Consider the following 19836-nt stretch of genomic DNA (forward strand, 5'->3'; position numbering starts at 1 on the left):
AATAATTTTTTTATAAGTAATAATTTTGAAATGCATGATTCATTTTGTGTGTTTCTAAATTTCATCATAACAAGGCTAGTTATTTATACCTAATTATCTATTTTTATGATGACTTATTGAATTTTATATACAACACAGTGATAGCAAGCGTACTACACAACATTACTAGATAAATAAAATAAATTTTAGATTATCTAAATATAGCCACTAATGAAACGTATTATTCATATACTCGACTTACTTCAAGTTACAGTGTTGTTGACTACAACCATTTGCACCAGTCATAAACGCTGTGGGCTCCTAGCGACGGATTGATTTGTTGTCTAGCAGCATCTCGGATTACTTAGAGTATATAATTATAATGGATATAAAAAATGACTAATTTAATGCGTAAATTTGGGTTTTCATCCCATACGGTTATCCAATTACTCTTTATCACTGCAAATGCCCAATTACTGTATGCTTTTTGGGATCTGCGTAATTCTTTACCACTAGGGTTTCCTGTTGCGATGGGCATTTCAGATGCACAGGCAGGGCAGTTATATTCAATGCAAGGCTTGGTTATTTTGTTAGGTACTATAGGGTTAGGTTGGATTGGTGACCGCTTTAAAGTACGCAATATTATGTTTCTAACTACACTCGGGGTTGGCTGTATTTCACTATTTATTGCATTAAACTCACCAGGTTTAAGTATGCCAACATTGTTATTGTGCTTTTTCTTGATGCTATTATTGAGTGAAGTTTTATTTAAACCCGCTAACTTTAAGGCGGTTAGTTTGTCGACCACTAAAGAACATCAAGGTGTTGCATTCGGTATGTTTGAGTTTGGTCGTGGTTTATTGGCATTTTTACTTAGTCTAGTTTGGGCGGCGATGGTTTATTTTGAAGCGTCTAGCCGCATCATGATGATCACCGCATCAGTGATTGTATTAGCGACTGCTATCTTTATTTTTCTTGCGGTATCTAAAGACGCACGTGTTGGTGATGACACCGAAAGTGCCAGCTCGGTGAAAGAGGCCGTTTCAGGTGTTTTTAAAGTGATTAAATTACCAATTGTGTGGATCACTGGGCTAAACGTATTTTGTATTTATGGAACATTTGTCGCTGCTGGCACCTATTTTGCGCGTTTTTTACAGGCGGGCTATGGAACCTCTGCAACGGTTGCAGCAATATTTGCTTCAGTTGTGATAGCGTTGCGGATGCTACCATTGCTTTCAACGTTATTAGTTACTTTAGCATTTAAATCAACCGCACATTTTATGCGCTTTATGTCATTTTTGTTAGCGATCTTACTTGCGACGATCAGCATACTTTTCTATATGAATCCTGCTGCGGTGGCCGATTTTTTGCCGGGACAAGTGCCAGGCGATATTGTGACACCAATTGTACGTAATAGCATTATGGTACTTATGCTATGTGCTTCAGCATGTTGTTTTATGATCCGTGGTGTTTATTACGCCCCGATTGGTGAATCTAATATTGATAAGAAAAATGCCTCGGCAGCAATGTCATTGGCGATCACCATTGGTTATCTTCCCGCATTACTAGCCCCTTTAGTATTAGGTAAAATTATTTTTAGCCCACAATTAGATGAACATGGCAAAATTCTTCGTGAAGTACTTACCCCAACAACGATTATCAGTCATGTATTCATTGGTCTATCTATTTTAACTCTGATTGCGGCGTTGTTATCTTGGAAGTTAATTAAGATGAAAAAGGCCGCTGGAGCAACACAATAATGATGATTATCCGGAAGGCAAACTTTCGGATAATTTTTAATAATATACTCGTCATACTTCAGGTTGCAGTGAAGTTGACTACCTGCATCTTGAAGTATTTAGAGTATAAAAGGTGAGTATACCTGATGATAAATAATAAATTACCTTGTTGGTTAAAATATATTAATGATAACCGGTCAATAACTGAATTGAGCATTCCGGGGACGCATGATGCGATGACGGCCTTATGTGACAGTGCTTATTATAAAACTCAGCATCTGTCGTTGATTGAGCAACTGAATATTGGGGTACGTTTTTTTGATTTAAGGATCACGCGAGATTTGGTTGCTGCGCATCGTGAGTGGATCAGCGATATTTCCGCTCAAGTTATTTTCGAACAGTTACAGCAATTTTTAGCTCAAAATCCATCTGAGTTTGTGTTGGTACGGATCCAAAATGCCAATGAAAAAAAAGATGATTTCGAGCAATACAAATCAGCTATTCAAACCTTTATTGCTGACTATCTTGATAATCTTTATCTACCAAAACTCAATGATAATGGTGATATTTATGTATGGCCAACATTGGGTGAAGTAAGAGGGAAGATTATTGCAATTGAATGTGCTGCACCTATATGGCAGGTATCTTCATTGGGGGATCTCACTTGGGCATATAATTGGCATGAAAATAACAATATCGTATTGCAAGATAATTGGAATGGGCCTGAGATTGAAGAGAAAATACAGGACATCGATGCATTATTATTACCCATGCCGCATTATAGCCATAAACTAGTCCTCAACCATATCAGCGCAACCAATGGAAAATTAGGGGATCCTAGGGGGTATGCAGATATTCTGAATCCAATCCTTGCTAACAAATTAACGATGTTGCAACAAAGTGCAGGTAAAGGTGTGCTTATCTATGATTTTATTGATAAAGATTTGGCCATCAAAACCATTCAAACTAATGTGTTTGATTATTGTTGATATTATTCATTTTATAGATAAAGAAAAAGCCAACTATCATAGTTGGCTTTTTGCGAATGAAAGGTTAATCGTAGTGATTAAGCATTTTCATTCTGTGCAGCTTGAATGGCTGTTAAGGCGACAGTGTAGACAATATCATCAACCAATGCACCGCGAGATAAGTCGTTTACAGGTTTACGCATACCTTGCAGCATTGGACCGATAGAAACCAGATCCGCTGAACGTTGAACCGCTTTATAAGTGGTGTTACCTGTATTCAGATCAGGGAAGATAAATACAGTTGCTTTACCTGCGACGGGTGAGTTTGGTGCTTTGGACTTAGCAACATCAGCCATTACCGCAGCATCATACTGTAGTGGGCCATCAATCATCAGATCAGGGCGTTTCTCTTGTGCCAGACGTGTTGCTTCACGTACTTTTTCTACATCGCTACCCGCACCTGAGTTACCTGTAGAGTAAGAGATCATCGCAACGCGTGGGTCGATACCAAATGCCTTTGCTGAATCAGCAGATTGGATAGCGATTTCAGACAGTTGCTCAGCGGTTGGATCTGGGTTGATTGCACAGTCACCGTAAACAAAAACTTGTTCAGGTAATAGCATAAAGAACACGGAAGACACCAGTGAGCTACCCGGCGCAGTTTTAATCAACTGTAGCGGTGGGCGAATGGTGTTTGCTGTGGTGTGAACCGCGCCAGAAACGAGGCCATCAACTTCGCCTTTTTCCAACATCAATGTACCGAGAACGACGTTGTCTTCTAATTGCTCACGTGCAACAACTTCGGTCATTCCCTTGTTTTTACGTAATTCAACAAGGCGAGCAACATACTCTTCACGTACTTTCAGTGGGTCAACGATTTCAATACCTGTACCTAATTCGATACCTTGAGCGGATGCAACACGACGGATATCTTCTGGATTACCCAGTAGAACACAAGTTGCAATACCACGTTCAGCACAGATAGAAGCCGCTTTAACAGTACGTGGTTCATCACCTTCAGGCAGAACAATGCGTTTGCCCGCTTTACGTGCTAATTCAGTTAATTGATAACGGAATGCAGGAGGAGACAGGCGGTTTGGACGCTCTGAATCAGCCACTAATGACTCAATCCACTCGCTGCTGATATGACGAGCAACGTAGTTTTGAATTTTTTCAATACGTTCATGGTCATCTGCTGGAACTTCTAAGCTGAAGCTTTGTAAGTTCAATGAAGTCTGCCACGTATTACTTTTCACCATGAAGACGGGTAAACCGGTTTCGAAGGCTTGTTCGCACAGTTGGCGGATCGGTGCGTCGATATGGTAGCCGCCAGTTAATAGTAAAGCACCAATTTCAACGCCATTCATTGCTGCTAAGGAAGCAGAAACTAATACATCAGGACGGTCAGCAGATGTGACCAACAATGAACCTGGGCGGAAGTGTTCTAGCATGTGAGGGATGCTACGTGCACAAAATGTAACTGATTTAACGCGGCGAGTTTTAATTTCACCTTCGTTAATCACTTCAGCATTTAAGTGTTTTGCCATATCAATGGCACGAGTCGCAATCAGATCAAAGTTCCAAGGAATAGAGGCCAGTACAGGTAAGCTTAGGCACTCTAATTCTTTTGGTGTGATATTAGTGACGGTTGCTTTAGTTGAGTCATCAAAAATTTCAGACAGATCAGGGCGAGTACGGCCTTGTTCATCAACAGGTGCATTGACTTTATTAACAATGACACCAATGATGTTTTTATTACGTGGGCCGCCGAACTCGTTACGCACTAACTCTAAACGTTCTTTCATTTGAGTGATTGTGCTGTTGCCTGGCGCAGTAACGAACACAATTTCAGCGCCTAAAGTTTTCGCGATGTCGTAGTTTAGTGATTGGGCAAAAGAGTGCTTACGGGTTGGCACTAAACCTTCAATCAGAACCACTTCTGCATTTTTAGTTTGCTCATGGTAACGAGCAACAATTTCTTCCATCAATACGTCTTTTTTTGATGAGGTCAGTAATGACTCAACATATCCCATTTCTAATGGTTCGACGATAGATGTGATACTTGAATGAGAACGTAAAACCTCGGTAGTTTGGTCTTTCTGACCTGAAACACGCGGCTGTGCGATAGGCTTAAATACACTCAATTGAACACCTTTTTGTTCCATTGAGCGAACGACACCTAAACTGACGCTGGTTAGGCCAACGCTGGTGCCGGTAGGAATTAACATAATTGTACGAGACACGGGAACCTCTCTCTAATTATAAAACAGTACCGCCAGCGTAGAGCTGGCGGTATCGAGACCTTAAGCGGTTAAGCGAGCAGAGTCTTGGGCAATCACTAACTCTTCGTTCGTTGGAATAACTAGCGCTGGGCGGCTATTATCAGTCGTGATTAGACCTTCTTTACCGAAACGGGCAGCTAAATTGCGCTCATGATCGTATTCAAAGCCTAACAGAGCCAGTTTTTTCAGTGTCAGTTCACGAACCTGAGCTGAGTTCTCACCGATACCGCCAGTAAAGATAACAGCATCAAGACGACCTTCCATCAGTGCGCTGTATGCACCAACGTATTTTGCTAAACGATGGCAGAATACATCCATCGCACGTTTCGCATCTGCTTTAGTATCGTAGTTATCTTCAACATAACGGCAATCGCTGGTTACGCCAGTTAAACCAAGTAGACCTGACTCTTTAGTCAGCATCTTATTGATTTGATCAACGCTCATACCTAGAGAATCATGAAGATGGAAAATAATCGCAGGATCGATATCACCACTACGCGTACCCATTACCAGACCTTCCAGTGGCGTTAGTCCCATAGAAGTATCAACGCATTGACCGTTAACAATCGCAGTCACTGAGCCACCGTTACCTAGATGGCAGGTGATCACATTTAATTCTTCAACAGGTTTGTTTAATTTTTTAGCGGCTTCACGAGACACATAGAAATGGCTAGTACCGTGAGCACCATAACGGCGGATGCTATGCTCTTCATATAATTCGTATGGTAGCGCATACAAGTATGCTTCTTCAGGCATAGTCTGGTGGAATGCAGTATCGAATACGGCAACGTTTTTACCAACCAAATGAGGGAATGCTTTTCTTGCTTCCTCGATACCAATCAAGTGAGCTGGGTTGTGCAGTGGAGCAAATGGGATGGCTGCTTTAATGCCTTCAACAACTTCATCATTGATTAATACCGATGAAGTGAATTTCTCACCACCGTGAACAATACGGTGACCGATAGAGGCGATTTGTGCAGACAACTCAGGTTTTTCTGCTAAGATCGTGTTAACAATGAAATTCAGCGCTTCACTGTGTGCAGCACCTGCGCCTAATTCAGCTTCATGCTTAGCGCCATCCATTTTCCACTTAATACGGGCTTCCGGCAGATTAAAGCACTCAGCTAAACCAGATAAATATTCATCGCCATTAGATGGATCGATGATGGCGAATTTCAGTGAGGAGCTACCGCAGTTTAGAACCAGTACCAGCTTACTTGACATGGAAATACCTATTGTTAATTGTTGTAGTGAAGCCTTTAAAATGCAAAATTGCCTAAAAAGACTTTGTAAAAATCTAATGTGCTAGAGCCTAGCGTATTTTGTACCCTAATTTTATGATTCAAGTCATTTACTCGTCATACTTCGAGTTGCAACGCCTTTCGTTAAGGTATGGTGACTGCGTTCACTCGCACTAGTCACCTACTTATGTAGGCTCCTAGCGACTCATTCACTTGTCGCCTAGTTGCACCTCGAATTATTTAGAAGTAAACAGTCTGTGATACTTCAAATCATTTAAAATTTATTGGATACAATAAAAGGGGGACGTTATATGTGTTTATACTCGTCATCCTTCAAGTTACAGGGCTTTCGTTGAGATATAAGTGACTACGCTACGCTCGCCGAATCACAGAGTTTATCTATACTCCCCGCCTATCTTCACTTGTCGCCTACCTGCATCTTGAATTATTTAGAGTGTATCTTTTATTGGCTAAGTGCATAGTTTAATGCATTCAGCCATTGGTGTTGAAATAACACGTCAGAACCCCAATATATAACAAGCCTGTTGAACATTGATAACCTTACTCGGCTAGCAAATTTCGACAGCAATACTAAATGCGGCTAATTCTACTAAAAATATTTTATATTTTGTATGTTTTTTTTATAAATAGAAGCTTTGATTGATTGAAATCATAACAGCCCTATAAAATACGCATTTTATGCAAAATTACCTATCCATCAGAATAGCTGATTTCGGCAAAATAACTAGGTGATGAGTGCGAATGAGCGTGGTCATTATGCCTTAACGAAAGGTGTTGCTATTTGAAGTATCATGAGTATAGGCATTACGGATAAAATGGCGTATGGTGATGGCGAAGCAAAGATTTAATAGGAAGGTATCCATGAGTACATTACAAAACTCACCGCCAGGTTTTTTCAAACGATTTAGGCTGGGGAACCTGTACCTAAAAACATTTCCAATGGAGAAAAAGTTATCTCCAATATTCCCCGAATTACGCATGATCAAAGCAACGCGCTTTGGTATCCGCTTTATGCCACCGATCGCTATTTTTACGCTCGCTTGGCAAATCGCGCTTGGCGGGCAGCTCGGACCTGCGGTCGCAACAGCTCTGTTTGCCTGTAGTTTACCAATGCAAGGCCTATGGTGGTTAGGAAAAAGGGCGGCAACTCCACTGCCTGCCAGTTTGCTCAGTTGGTTTTATGAAATCCGCGACAAATTTACCCAAGCAGGCATTGCTATGGCGCCTATCGAACATCAACCTGATTACTTGGCATTAGCGCAGTTGTTACAACGCGCATTTAAGCAGTTAGATAAGTCTTTTATTGAAGATATTTAAATTAAAAGTTCGATTTAACAACAAGTAATGTAAAAAGGTTGTTTAGATCAATAAAAGTGGTGTTTTCACTGTCCATCATGAATTTTGAATGCGAAGATGAGCTAAAAATTTTCCGAGGAGGATCATGATGGAAATGACTAATGCACAACGCCTGATTTTATCAAATCAATACAAAATGATGACGATGTTGGATCCTGATAATGCAGATCGCTACCGTCGTTTGCAAACTATTATTGAGCGTGGCTTCGGCTTACAAATGCGTGAGCTAGATAGAGACTTCGGCGAATTAAGTGAGAGCACTTGTCGCACCGTGATTGATATCATGGAAATGTATCATGCATTACAAGTGTCTTATGGCAATATGAGTGATCCTCAAGGTATCGATGGACGCCGTGTGCAGTTCTTAGGCTTTGACGCAGCGACAGAAGCGCGTTACTTGAGCTATGTACGCTTTATGGTCAATACCGAAGGCCGCTATACCCATTTTGATAGTGGAACTCATGGCTTTAATTCTCAAACACCAATGTGGGATAAATATGTGCGGATGCTAGGTATTTGGCGTGCTTGTCCTCGTCAATACCATTTGTCTGCCGTGGAAATTAATCAGGTTATTAACGCATAAATGTGTTTCTAAGGGGTAAATGTGGAGTTAAAAGCAAAAGGTTTTCTGTTTGATCTTGATGGTACTTTAGCCGATTCATTAGCGGTAGTTGAACGTTGCTGGTGTTTATTTGGTGAAGAAATAGGGGTTTCACCCGAAGAAATCATTAGCTATATCCATGGAAAACCTGCGCTAACTAGCTTACGTCACTTTATGCCTGAAGCCAGCGAAGACGAAATTATGTCTCGCTTTCGCTGGTTAGAAAAAATGGAAGCTTCCGATATGGAAGGTGTCGTCGCATTACCCGGAGCAGTGGCTTTATTGACACGTTTAGAAGAGATAGGTGCACCTTGGGCGATTGTGACTTCAGGAACGGTACCAATAGCACATGGACGCCAAAAAGCTTCGGGTTTACCTGAACCAAAACATTGGGTTACTTTTGAAAAGGTATCAAAAGGTAAACCTGACCCAGAACCTTTCCTCTTAGGGGCACAATCCCTCAATTTATCACCAAACGATTGTCTGGCTTTTGAAGATGCTCAAGCAGGGATTTATTCAGCACTTGATGCAGGCTGTCAAGTTGTAGCTGTGCACGCGCCAGAGAGTATGCCAAGAAGACAACAAATTGATGCAATTATCAGTTCATTAACGCAGATTACGGTGACTGGCCCAGATAAAAATGGTGTTTTTACACTCCATGTATCAAAAAATGTCTAACAGCGATTAAATCAAAGTAATTCTCCGTAAAACATGGTTAACTAAGGGAATATCTAACACTATTTTTTTCGTTGAAAGGGGACGTTTTTGAACGGAGAATTGCTGTGGGTGTTAACCCTCTTATTGATCGCGATAGTTTTGTTCACCACAAATAAAATACGGATGGATGTGGTGGCATTACTGGTGATTGTCGCGTTTGTGCTAAGCGATACACTTTCTTTAGAGCAGGCGACAGCAGGCTTTGCTGACCCTAACGTATTATTGATTGCGGCTTTATTTGTGATTGGTGATGGTTTAGTGCGAACGGGTATAGCCTACCAAATGGGCGATTGGCTGGTTCGTGTCGCGGGTAGCAGTGAAAGTAAAATGTTAGTGTTTTTGATGATCACCGTTGCTGGGCTCGGGGCTTTTATGAGTTCGACTGGTGTAGTTGCTATCTTTATCCCTGTTGTGCTTAGCGTTGCTGGGCGCATGAAAATTTCCCCAAGTCGTCTAATGATGCCATTAGGATTTGCTGGTTTGATCAGCGGCATGATGACATTAGTCGCAACACCGCCAAATATGGTGGTCAACAGTGAGTTAGTTCGAGAAGGTATCAGAGGCTTCCAATTCTTTTCAATCACCCCAATAGGTATTGTGATCTTACTGGCAGGGATCGCTTACATGTGGGTTGCTCGTCGTTGGCTAGGGAGTAGTGAGCCTAATAAATTACCTGAGCGCTATCAGCGTACTTTCCGTGATTTAATTCGTGATTATAAATTAACGGGTAGGGCTCGTCGTCTTGCTATTCGTAAAGGTTCACCATTAATTGGACACTCCCTCGATGAATTACATTTACGTTCGCGTTATGAAGCTAACGTGGTTGGTATTGAACGTTGGCGTAAATTTCGGCGTGTTATGGTGAGTGCAACGGGAGGGACGGAATTAAGAGAGCAAGATGTTTTATTAGTGGATATTGCGGTGAGTGATGATGCTCTGCGACAGTTTTGTTTTGAGCAAAAGCTTGAACCGATGATCTTACGTGGCGATTATTTTTCCGACCAGTCGCGTGATGTGGGGATGGCTGAAGTATCGATGAACCCGGATTCCGAACTATTGGGCAAAAGCCTCCGAGATATTAAATTTCGTACTCGTTATGGTCTAAACGTTGTTGGTATTCGACGTGATGGTAAGGCGATAGGGGGGAAATTAGTTGATGAACCACTAAGGCTTGGTGATATTTTATTAGTGATTGGTGACTGGAAATTAATTCGTATTCTTTCAACTAAGCCTCGTAATTTTATTGTATTAAACTTAGCCGCGGAAGTTGAAGCTGTTGCTCCTGCATCATCTCAAGCCCCACATGCTTTATTTTGTCTCGCCTTGATGGTTGCCATGATGGTAACCAATGAGATCCCCAATTTTATTGCCGCGCTCATTGCCTGTTTATTGATGGGTAAATTTCGTTGTATTGATATGGAGAGTGCGTATAAGTCAATTCACTGGCCGAGTATTATTTTAATTGTAGGGATGATGCCATTTGCTATCGCACTACAACAAACAGGTGGTATTGCTTTAGCGGTTGACGCTCTCATGAAAATTGCGGGTGGGTTAGGGCCGCACGTTATGTTGTTGTGTTTATTTATACTTTGCGCCTCAATTGGCTTATTTATTTCTAATACAGCCACTGCTGTTTTGATGGCGCCAATTGCCATTGCAGCAGCTCGTCATATGGATGTGTCGCCGTTACCGTTTGCTATGATAGTAGGAATAGCCGCATCGGCAGCCTTTATGACACCGGTTTCTTCACCCGTTAATACCTTAGTGCTGGGGCCTGGAGGATATAAATTTAGTGATTTTATTAAGATCGGCGTTCCATTTACTGTTATTGTCATGATTATCAGTATATTAATTGTTCCTATTTTATTTCCCTTCTAAATTATTTTTAATAAAAGGTGACTGACTCATTTATTTAGTCAGTTACCAGAATTTTATTTTTATTATTCTATGATACCAATTATGATATTACATTTGAATTTATCCTGTATTGTTGATATTTCATCGATGATGAATTCTGTTTGGAATACACTTTTTAGTGAGGATAAATGAAAAAAGAACAAAGTTTTGGTGAATATGAATATCTTACAGGTTATTGTGACTTCGAAAATTATTGGGGAGAGGAATTGATAGAGGTTGAGTTTACTCATTTTGTATCGGGACTTATTGACCAATCTGAAGTCTATGGAACAAGTAAAATCATCCATAATGTTCCTGATAAAACAAAAATAACGGATGCATTTGTGTTTCGATACGCTGTGGGGCCTTGGGATCGCTATGATTATTGGACCATTAAAATACACACAAAAAGTGGTAAAATGTATCAAAGCAAAAGACGATTTTATTGTTCATTAGGTGAACAGGATGATGGTAGGGTAATATTAGGTGTCAATGGTGATGCTAAAACTTTTTATGTCGCATTTCCGGTATCATCAGGATGTAATACCGAATTGAACGAAATAAATTAAATTCAGCAAGGAAGGAATAAAAATGTTATTCCTTCTTGTAAATTAGTTGCTAATTTCATCAAGGGAAAGTTTAAAACCAGGAACAAATATTTCGATAAAATAGTCCATTTCAGGGCTTTTTCTGTCAGATAGAATTTTTTCAAGACGCTTTTTAGCCAATTTAAATTCACTATTTCCAGCAGATAGCTCTTCTAAGCATTTTAAATAAGCACAAAGTGAATCCGCTTGCTTGACAATAAAGTGCTCTTCTTCAGTTTGTAATTCTTCAATGATAAGTTCTTTAAAATCCTCTCGGAGTTCTTCAGGTAACATATCTAACAGCTTCTGTTGAGCAAACTTTTCTATTTTTTTATATTCATGAGCAATTTGCTCGTTATGATATTTAATGGGTGTTGGTAGATCACCTGTAATCACCTCACTGGCATCATGATACATCGCGAGTAAGGCAACATGCTCAGGGTTAACATTTCCGCCAAATCGTTTATTTTTGATGATAGCGAGTGCATGGGCAACCATTGCAACCTGCAAGCTATGTTCTGAAACGTTTTCAGTGCGTACATTGCGCATCAATGGCCAGCGATGGATCAGTTTCATTCTAGCAAGGTGGGCAAAAAAGTAGCTCATGATTACTCCCTATTGGCTAAAGCTATATTGTAGTGGAGAAGGCTCAAAATTGATATGTATAATTTTAAAATTATATATCAATCCTATTGAACTTATTAATTAATTTATTGGTTACAGTTTACTGATAAGTGAAAGTAAACCTAAGACATGCATAAGCGTGTAATGTTAGTAGAAATAAACATAGCGATGATTAAGGCTGAATATTTATTTTTTATAGGATAGATAGTCGATAAATTATTTACATTGATATTTATGAGGTGATTACAAACTAAAAATAAGCAAGGTATGCCTTTTTATGAAATATCTGCATATATGGAGTATGTGCTTCCAGATATAGAGGATGAAAAATATAATCTAAAAATAGATGATTTTAATCGGAAGTGTTTAGTTAACTTATTATTTTAAAAGGTAACGTTGTTGTCAGGTTTTGCTTGATGACGTGATGGCAACTTATTTATTGCGAGGGAATAATAAGAGAATTATCATTGTCTGTTTAATATGGATAATCAAATTAAGATTATAATGTTCTGCAACTATATAAGTTTATAATTAGTGTTTGATTTGACGTGATAAAAAACTATAATGAAAAGGTCATTATTATTCAATAATAGTAAGGAATGCCATGAAATACTTCCCCATTATTTTATTGCTATTTTTCTTAGCAGCAGTTTATTTTATTTCTATACTTTAAATTTTCATTTAAAACCATCTTTTCTCGATGGTTTATAAAAGTAAATTTCGAATGTTTATAGCAGTATGTTTTTATTGATGCCCTATTTCATTTATATTAAATTAATAAAATAGGGCATTACATTATATATTGTTGATACCGTTATTGTAGAACTTTATAGTGTGAAAGGGGCAATGCTCTCATTGTGGTAAGAGCGTTAAATACTCGTTATACTTCAAGTTGCAGGGTTGTTGACTACATTCAGCTAGTCGAGTCATAGAGTTTATCTATGCTCCCCGCCTATCTTCACTTGTCGCCTACCTGCATCTCGAATTATTTAGAGTATATACTCGTTATACTTCAAGTTGCAGGGTTGTTGACTACATTCAGCTAGTCGAGTCATAGAGTTTATCTATGCTCCCCGCCTATCTTCACTTGTCGCTTACCTGCATCTCGAATTATTTAGAGTATATAGGGGATTATTGACGGTAGTTTTCAATAAAACGGCCAAATTTATTAATTGCCATTTCAAGATCATCTGCATAAGGTAGCGTAACGATGCGGAAATGGTCAGGTTCCGGCCAATTAAATGCGGTTCCTTGCACTAAAAGCACTTTTTCTTGTAGTAGTAGGTCTAGGATCATTTTTTGGTCGTCATGAATATTAAAGCGCTTAATATCAATTTTAGGGAACATATATAGAGCACCTTGTGGTTTCACACAAGAGACGCCAGGAATTTGGTTGATAAGTTCCCATGCACGCTCACGTTGTTCATACAATCGGCCACCCGGCTGAATAAACTCACTTATACTTTGATAACCCCCTAAAGCGGTTTGGATAGCATGTTGCATTGGGACGTTTGCGCAAAGGCGCATAGATGCCAGCATCTCCAAACCTTCAATATAGCCTTTAGCTTGCTGTTTTGGACCATTCAAAACCATCCAACCTTGACGGAAACCGGCTACGCGGTATGTTTTAGATAACCCGTTAAAGGTCACTGTTAACAAATCAGGGGCAAGAGCAGCAATGGAATGGTGGACAGCATCGTCATAAAGGATCTTATCGTAAATCTCATCAGCAAAAATAATCAGATTATGTTGACGAGCAATCTCAACAATTTCTAATAATAGCTCTTTGCTGTATACCGCACCTGTTGGGTTATTTGGATTGATGATAACAATCCCGCGGGTACGAGGACTAATTTTTTTACGAATATCTTCAATATCTGGCATCCAACCTTGTTGCTCATCACACATGTAATGCACTGCATTACCACCTGATAAAGAAACTGCCGCAGTCCACAGCGGGTAATCAGGGGCAGGCACTAACATTTCATCGCCATTATTTAACAGGGCTTGCATCGCCTGCACAATTAATTCAGAAACACCATTGCCAATATAGACGTCTTCAACCGTCATTTCACGGATATTACGTGCTTGATAGTGTTGAACGATGGCTTTACGGGCTGAATATAAGCCTTTTGAATCACAATAACCTTGTGAGCTTGGTAAATTGCGTAGAACATCAACCAATATTTCGTCTGGGGCTTCGAAGCCAAACGGTGCCGGATTACCGATATTGAGCTTGAGGACTTTGTTACCTTCTTCTTCTAAGCGTTTTGCTTCTTTTAAGACAGGCCCGCGAATGTCATAGCAGACATTATCAAGCTTGTTAGATTTCTTTATCGTATTCATTGTTTCTCTCATTACCCTATTTGGGATGCTTTAAGTAGGGGGATTCCGGCGAACAGTTCTACTCTACTCCTACCTCGGAAGCTTTTGAAGATAGTAGATAATTTTTGGTGTAAAAGGTTGGCTAATACCGTAATGCGATAGATGAATACTAAATATTTTTATTATATCAAACTAGTTATCTGTTTGTATTTGTTAAGTTGGGTTTATATATCGTCAAATATCGCAGTTTTGGAGGAAAAAACAAAAAATCTTCATGTAGTTAAGTAAGAAATAAAAAATTTGTATCAAATTGTAAGATTGATGACGAAATTAGATGTTTAGAAATAAATTTCCACGAAATTTCAGCAAAAACGAGCTCTTTTTGTTAGTAATATTGATTGTTCTAGTAAAAAAGCAGCCACAAATATTAAATCAAATGATTTCAATTCATTGATTTTAAATGATAAAATTGTCTTTTTGAGTATGTACCTATAGGCATTTACATTAAAATAATTGCAATTACATTAAATATGTTACTATTTGCGGAGCGACAAAATAAGAAGGTTGTATTTGGGATTTAAATTAAATCGCTCACTTAGTAAACTTTTTTTGTCGTAGGTTGGTATTGTCGTTTTACGAGCTATCAACACATTTAAAGAGTAGTCAATGCGATCCTAGGGATTGGAAAGCACTAAGCAAGTTATTTTAAGTTATTAAACAAGCTGATCTCAAGGAGGAGAGCAGGAACACCAGGTACCATAAAATTATATAAGAGAATAATGATGATAAATTCCAATCGTCCAATAATGAATCTCGATCTGGACTTACTGCGCACATTCGTTGCGGTAGCCGATCTCAATACATTTGCTGCTGCTGCTGCCGCTGTATGTCGCACACAGTCTGCTGTGAGCCAGCAAATGCAACGTCTAGAACAGCTGGTAGGTCGTGAATTATTCGCTCGCCATGGGCGAAATAAATTACTTACCGCTCATGGTTTACAGCTTCTTGGCTATGCGAGACAAATCTTACGTGCTAACGATGATGCGACAGCATCATTGACCTACAATGACGCTGAAGGTGAGCTGCGCATTGGTGCATCGGATGATACTGTCGATATTTTATTGCCATTCTTATTAAATCGTATTGCGTCTGTTTTCCCTCGCCTTGCTGTTGAGGTAAGAATTAAACGTGCGCATTTTATTGAATCGATGTTAGATAATCATGAAATCGATTTAGCATTGACAACTGCACGTATTAGTCATCACCCTAAAACAGCATTGAGAACAGTGCCTGTATTATGGCACAGCGCACCTGATTTCCAATTGCGTGCTAATGAACCTATCCCATTAGTGGTAATGGATGAATCAAACCCATTCCGTAAAATGAGTACAGATGCATTAGATGATGCTGGATTGTCTTGGCATGTTGCCTATGAAGCTGCATCATTGCCAGCTGTCAGAGCTGCTGTGAATGCAGAAGTTGGCGTCACGGCACGACCGATGGAAATGCAAAATGCGGATTTACGTATTTTAAATGAAGCAGATGGCTTACCACGTTTACCTGATATTCAGTATTGGCTATATAAAAATGCGGATGAGCAAAAGGATTTTGTGCTGACGGTGTTTAGTGCCATAGAGAATAAAAAAATTCCTTACGCAGTTGCACCTACAGCCGATGATACAGTTGTCAGTGAAAGTGAAGGTTTATATTAATTATAAATTGTTCAATATCTATCTTCACGGGTCACCTACCTGTATCTCGAATTATTTAGAATATATCTAATAAGAATGCCGCGATGATGTCGCGGCTTTTTTTTTGAGCAGTTTGTAGGTAAAAAAAGCGAATTAACCACTTAATAAGTATGGTTAAAATAATTATAACGTGAAATAATTGTGATGTGGATGGCAGAACAGAAATTTCATTTTTTCGTTAAGAAGTTGTTATGTTGTTAACAATCATATTTTGAATAATTGCTAAAATTGGGCTGCTTAGTCAGACAGTTACTTGATTTAGTGAGTAAAAAATAGTTAATACGACTTAGACTAAATTTGAATGTTCTGTAAACAATCTAAGTATATTTTCAATAAAACTGTGCGTTAGATCAAATAAAAAGAGCAAGTTTTCATCTAGTAAGACAGGTTTTTCCTGAGATAATAGTGTAGTAAAAGCGAATAATCAGTTAAACTAGTCATTGTGTTTACTAGGTGTATTATCACACTGACACGTTTTAGCTGCTTTTGAGTGTTTTTTGTTTCAACCTTGTTTTTAAAATGTCAAGGATTTGTAACAAATACGGGTTATTTTGCTTAAGTTAAGCAAAATAAATAGTCAGAGAGAGGACAAACCAAACGCAGTCTTCAGGCTGATTTTTATGTTTGGTGATGATTTTTGGTCTTTCTTCTCAATTAACTGGGCAATTATGGTGCAATACTGCCGTGATGTTAAAAAGAGCAGATTTACGCACCATATGTAATGAGTAAGCAACGAGTATGTCTGAATCTATCCTAGCGTTAGCCCATAACTGGGCGTTTGCGATATTCTTTGTCGGCGCCATCGCCCTTTGTTCGTTTATGTTGGTCGCTGGTCATTTCCTCGGCAGTCGCGCCAAAGCCAGAACAAAACACGTACCTTATGAGTCCGGTATCGATTCGGTAGGGAGTGCCCGTCTTCGTATGTCAGCCAAATTTTATCTGGTTGCCATGTTCTTCGTTGTTTTCGATGTTGAAGCTATGTTCCTGTTTGCATGGGCCGTTGCCGTCCGTGAAGTTGGCTGGTTAGGCTTTATCGAAGCAGCAATCTTTATTTTGGTATTGTTGGCGGGACTATTTTACCTGATCCGCGTCGGTGCATTGGATTGGACTCCTGTCCGTTCACGTCGCGCAGTTAAAGGTCCTAGTGAAGTTATTAAAATCAGCAATCGTCATCCGCAGTAAAAAGCGAGGCATTATACAATGGATTATACGCTCACCCGCATAGATCCGAACGGTGAGAACGACCGTTACCCCCTGCAAACTCAAGAAATCGTTACAGATCCACTTGAGCAGCAAGTCAAAAACAGCGTGTATATGGGAAAACTTTCTCATGCATTACATGATGTGGTTAACTGGGGCCGCAAAAATTCTCTTTGGCCATATAACTTTGGTCTCTCATGTTGCTATGTCGAAATGGTAACGTCGTTCACAGCAGTTCATGACGTAGCCCGCTTTGGGGCAGAAGTACTTCGTGCTTCACCTCGTCAAGCCGACTTTATGGTCGTAGCAGGAACCTGCTTTACAAAAATGGCACCTGTTATTCAGCGTCTTTATGATCAGATGCTAGAACCAAAATGGGTCATCTCAATGGGCTCATGTGCCAACTCTGGTGGTATGTACGATATTTACTCTGTCGTTCAAGGCGTTGATAAATTTATTCCTGTGGATGTATATATCCCAGGTTGTCCGCCGCGCCCTGAAGCTTATATGCAAGCACTGCTTCTGTTACAAGAATCTATCGGTAAAGAGCGTCGTCCTCTTTCGTGGGTTGTTGGTGATCAGGGCGTTTACCGTGCCAATATGCAGTCAGAAAGAGAAAGAAAACACGGTGAACGTATCGCAGTGACTAACCTGCGTACCCCAGACGAAATTTAAGGCTTAAAGCCATACAGCGTAACAGAGCAATGTGTTGCGAAATAATAAACCTGATCAAGCGTTATGGTGAAGAATGATGACAGATCAGATAGCGCAAGAGAGTACCCAGCCAGGATGGCAGACACAAGATCACTTAAGTGATCCTGTGCTTCTGGAGTTGCGCAACCAATTTGGGCCGGATGCCTTTTCTGTTCAAGCAACCCGTACTGGCATGCCAGTTATCTGGGTAAGACGCGAACAGTTACTTGAAGTTGTAGATTTTTTGAAAAAATTGCCAAAACCGTATGTCATGTTATTTGACTTACATGGGGTTGATGAGCGTCAAAGAATACACAGACAAGGTTTGCCAGAGGCGGACTTTAGTGTTTTCTATCACCTAATCTCGATAGACCGCAATCGTGATATTATGTTGAAGGTGGCATTGAGTGAAAAAGATCTCAATGTGCCTTCTCTTGTTTCACTGTTCCCAAATGCTAACTGGTATGAGCGTGAAGTATGGGATATGTTCGGTATCACCTTCCAAGGTCATCCGAACTTACGTCGCTTACTGATGTCACCAAGCTGGGAAGGTCATCCACTCCGTAAAGATTATCCCGCACGTGCGACCGAGTTTGACCCGTTTGAGTTAACTAAGCAAAAACAAGATCTGGAAATGGAAGCATTGACTTTCAAACCAGAAGAGTGGGGCATGTCTCGCGGCAACGAAAACGAAGACTTCATGTTCCTAAACTTAGGACCTAACCACCCATCATCACACGGTGCTTTCCGCATTGTGTTACAACTTGATGGTGAAGAAATCGTTAACTGCGTACCTGATATTGGTTACCACCATCGTGGTGCTGAGAAGATGGGTGAGCGTCAATCATGGCATAGCTATATTCCTTACACTGACCGTATCGAGTACCTCGGTGGCTGTGTCAATGAAATGCCATACGTATTGGCCGTTGAAAAACTAGCAGGTATTGAAGTACCTGATCGCGTGAAAACGATCCGTGTTATGTTATCGGAACTGTTCCGTATCAACAGTCACCTGCTGTATATCAGTACTTATATTCAAGATACTGGTGCGATGACACCTGTATTCTTTGCATTTACTGATCGTCAGAAAGTTTATAACGTCGTTGAAGCCATTACGGGTTTCCGCATGCACCCTGCATGGTTCCGTATCGGTGGTGTAGCTCATGATCTGCCGCGTGGTTGGGATAAGTTGCTACGCGAGCTATTAGATTGGCTACCAAAACGTCTTGAATCTTATGTGACGACCGCACTGAAAAACTCCATTTTGAAAGGCCGTTCTATCGGCGTTGCTTCTTACACTAAAGAAGAAGCATTGGCGTGGGGTGTAACAGGTGCTGGCTTGCGTGCGACAGGCGTTGATTTCGACGTGCGTAAATGGCGTCCATATTCAGGCTACGAAAACTTTGAGTTCGATATTCCAATTGCTCACAACGGTGACTGTTATGATCGTGTGATGATTAAAGTGGAAGAGATGCGTCAAAGTATTCGCATTCTTGAACAATGCTTGAAGCATATGCCTGAAGGACCTTTCAAAGCTGACCACCCATTGACAACTCCGCCACCAAAAGAGCGGACGTTGCAGCACATTGAAACCTTGATTAATCACTTCTTGCAAGTGTCTTGGGGCCCAGTGATGCCTGCCAATGAATCATTCCAGATGATTGAAGCAACCAAAGGGATCAACAGTTATTACCTGACGAGTGATGGTAGCACCATGAGCTATCGTACCCGTATCCGTACACCGAGTTATGCGCATTTGCAGCAAATTCCAGCGGTGATCAGCGGAAGTCTGGTTTCTGACTTGATTGTCTATCTGGGTAGTATCGATTTTGTAATGTCGGATGTGGATCGCTAAC

At 40.2% G+C, this 19836-nt stretch carries 15 protein-coding genes; 11 read left to right on the top strand and 4 right to left on the bottom strand.

From position 1 onward, the window contains the following. Positions 1 to 374 precede the first annotated feature (374 nt). Entirely contained in the window at positions 375 to 1739 is a 1365-nt protein-coding gene (locus tag M1E96_RS07480) for an MFS transporter (protein ID WP_272579936.1), read from the top strand. A 125-nt stretch (positions 1740 to 1864) separates the two neighbouring features. Beyond that, complete coding sequence (locus M1E96_RS07485) at positions 1865 to 2707, top strand: phosphatidylinositol-specific phospholipase C domain-containing protein (RefSeq protein WP_272579937.1); 843 nt, start codon at positions 1865 to 1867, stop codon at positions 2705 to 2707. Between the two features lie 77 nt (positions 2708 to 2784). Here M1E96_RS07485 and pta read toward each other — a convergent pair whose 3' ends face one another. Both pta and ackA read right to left on the bottom strand, forming a co-directional pair. After that, on the bottom strand, positions 2785 to 4914 hold the full coding sequence (gene pta / locus M1E96_RS07490) for a phosphate acetyltransferase (RefSeq protein ID WP_272579963.1): 2130 nt from the start codon (positions 4912 to 4914) through the stop codon (positions 2785 to 2787). A 75-nt stretch (positions 4915 to 4989) separates the two neighbouring features. Continuing rightward, positions 4990 to 6192 carry an acetate kinase gene (ackA, locus tag M1E96_RS07495; protein WP_070929222.1) on the bottom strand — a complete coding sequence of 401 codons (1203 nt, stop codon included), beginning with the start codon at positions 6190 to 6192 and terminating at the stop codon, positions 4990 to 4992. 899 nt (positions 6193 to 7091) lie between these two features. Here ackA and yfbV point away from each other — a divergent pair. The 5 genes from yfbV to M1E96_RS07520 all read left to right on the top strand — a co-directional run bounded on the left by yfbV (position 7092) and on the right by M1E96_RS07520 (position 11369). After that, positions 7092 to 7547 carry a terminus macrodomain insulation protein YfbV gene (yfbV, locus tag M1E96_RS07500; RefSeq protein ID WP_070929223.1) on the top strand — a complete coding sequence of 152 codons (456 nt, stop codon included), beginning with the start codon at positions 7092 to 7094 and terminating at the stop codon, positions 7545 to 7547. 127 nt (positions 7548 to 7674) lie between these two features. Continuing rightward, positions 7675 to 8169 carry a YfbU family protein gene (locus M1E96_RS07505; RefSeq protein ID WP_140178743.1) on the top strand — a complete coding sequence of 165 codons (495 nt, stop codon included), beginning with the start codon at positions 7675 to 7677 and terminating at the stop codon, positions 8167 to 8169. A 21-nt stretch (positions 8170 to 8190) separates the two neighbouring features. Then, positions 8191 to 8865: a sugar phosphatase gene (locus tag M1E96_RS07510; protein ID WP_272579938.1), complete on the top strand. Its 675-nt coding sequence runs from the start codon at positions 8191 to 8193 to the stop codon at positions 8863 to 8865. 87 nt (positions 8866 to 8952) lie between these two features. Beyond that, a complete protein-coding gene (locus M1E96_RS07515; RefSeq protein ID WP_140178649.1) occupies positions 8953 to 10782 on the top strand; it encodes an SLC13 family permease in 1830 nt (609 codons plus the stop codon). Positions 10783 to 10949: 167 nt separating this feature from the next. Continuing rightward, the gene (locus M1E96_RS07520; protein ID WP_369427451.1) at positions 10950 to 11369 is read left to right on the top strand and encodes a hypothetical protein; all 420 of its coding nucleotides are present in this window, start codon (positions 10950 to 10952) and stop codon (positions 11367 to 11369) included. A 42-nt stretch (positions 11370 to 11411) separates the two neighbouring features. On the opposite strand, the gene yfbR is transcribed toward M1E96_RS07520, so the two are convergent. After that, on the bottom strand, positions 11412 to 11993 hold the full coding sequence (yfbR, locus tag M1E96_RS07525) for a 5'-deoxynucleotidase (RefSeq protein WP_140178645.1): 582 nt from the start codon (positions 11991 to 11993) through the stop codon (positions 11412 to 11414). Positions 11994 to 13142: 1149 nt separating this feature from the next. Then, positions 13143 to 14357 carry a pyridoxal phosphate-dependent aminotransferase gene (locus M1E96_RS07530; RefSeq protein WP_070929229.1) on the bottom strand — a complete coding sequence of 405 codons (1215 nt, stop codon included), beginning with the start codon at positions 14355 to 14357 and terminating at the stop codon, positions 13143 to 13145. A gap of 761 nt (positions 14358 to 15118) precedes the next feature. Between M1E96_RS07530 and M1E96_RS07535 the strand changes: the two genes are divergently transcribed. The 4 genes from M1E96_RS07535 (at position 15119) to nuoC (ending at position 19835) form a co-directional block, all read left to right on the top strand. Continuing rightward, complete coding sequence (locus M1E96_RS07535; protein WP_140178741.1) at positions 15119 to 16048, top strand: LysR family transcriptional regulator; 930 nt, start codon at positions 15119 to 15121, stop codon at positions 16046 to 16048. A 777-nt stretch (positions 16049 to 16825) separates the two neighbouring features. Further along, positions 16826 to 17269, top strand: a complete 444-nt coding sequence (locus tag M1E96_RS07540) for an NADH-quinone oxidoreductase subunit A (RefSeq protein WP_070929231.1) — start codon at positions 16826 to 16828, stop codon at positions 17267 to 17269. Positions 17270 to 17287: 18 nt separating this feature from the next. Then, on the top strand, positions 17288 to 17962 hold the full coding sequence (locus M1E96_RS07545; protein ID WP_004921127.1) for an NADH-quinone oxidoreductase subunit B family protein: 675 nt from the start codon (positions 17288 to 17290) through the stop codon (positions 17960 to 17962). A gap of 73 nt (positions 17963 to 18035) precedes the next feature. Beyond that, positions 18036 to 19835, top strand: coding sequence for an NADH-quinone oxidoreductase subunit C/D (gene nuoC, locus M1E96_RS07550; protein ID WP_272579941.1), 1800 nt, complete (start codon positions 18036 to 18038; stop codon positions 19833 to 19835). The last annotated feature ends 1 nt before the right edge of the window (position 19836 follow it).

The organism is Providencia sp. PROV236, from assembly GCF_033676985.1.
GTDB lineage: Bacteria > Pseudomonadota > Gammaproteobacteria > Enterobacterales > Enterobacteriaceae > Providencia > Providencia manganoxydans.

Bases quoted from the DNA above. Each gene is read 5' to 3' on its own strand.
- M1E96_RS07480 (WP_272579936.1), top strand. From the start codon at position 375: ATGACTAATTTAATGCGTAAATTTGGGTTTTCATCCCATACGGTTATC.
- M1E96_RS07485 (WP_272579937.1), top strand. From the start codon at position 1,865: ATGATAAATAATAAATTACCTTGTTGGTTAAAATATATTAATGATAAC.
- pta (WP_272579963.1), bottom strand. From the start codon at position 4,914: ATGTTAATTCCTACCGGCACCAGCGTTGGCCTAACCAGCGTCAGTTTA.
- ackA (WP_070929222.1), bottom strand. From the start codon at position 6,192: ATGTCAAGTAAGCTGGTACTGGTTCTAAACTGCGGTAGCTCCTCACTG.
- yfbV (WP_070929223.1), top strand. From the start codon at position 7,092: ATGAGTACATTACAAAACTCACCGCCAGGTTTTTTCAAACGATTTAGG.
- M1E96_RS07505 (WP_140178743.1), top strand. From the start codon at position 7,675: ATGGAAATGACTAATGCACAACGCCTGATTTTATCAAATCAATACAAA.
- M1E96_RS07520 (WP_369427451.1), top strand. From the start codon at position 10,950: ATGAAAAAAGAACAAAGTTTTGGTGAATATGAATATCTTACAGGTTAT.
- yfbR (WP_140178645.1), bottom strand. From the start codon at position 11,993: ATGAGCTACTTTTTTGCCCACCTTGCTAGAATGAAACTGATCCATCGC.
- M1E96_RS07530 (WP_070929229.1), bottom strand. From the start codon at position 14,357: ATGAATACGATAAAGAAATCTAACAAGCTTGATAATGTCTGCTATGAC.
- M1E96_RS07535 (WP_140178741.1), top strand. From the start codon at position 15,119: ATGATAAATTCCAATCGTCCAATAATGAATCTCGATCTGGACTTACTG.
- M1E96_RS07540 (WP_070929231.1), top strand. From the start codon at position 16,826: ATGTCTGAATCTATCCTAGCGTTAGCCCATAACTGGGCGTTTGCGATA.
- M1E96_RS07545 (WP_004921127.1), top strand. From the start codon at position 17,288: ATGGATTATACGCTCACCCGCATAGATCCGAACGGTGAGAACGACCGT.
- nuoC (WP_272579941.1), top strand. From the start codon at position 18,036: ATGATGACAGATCAGATAGCGCAAGAGAGTACCCAGCCAGGATGGCAG.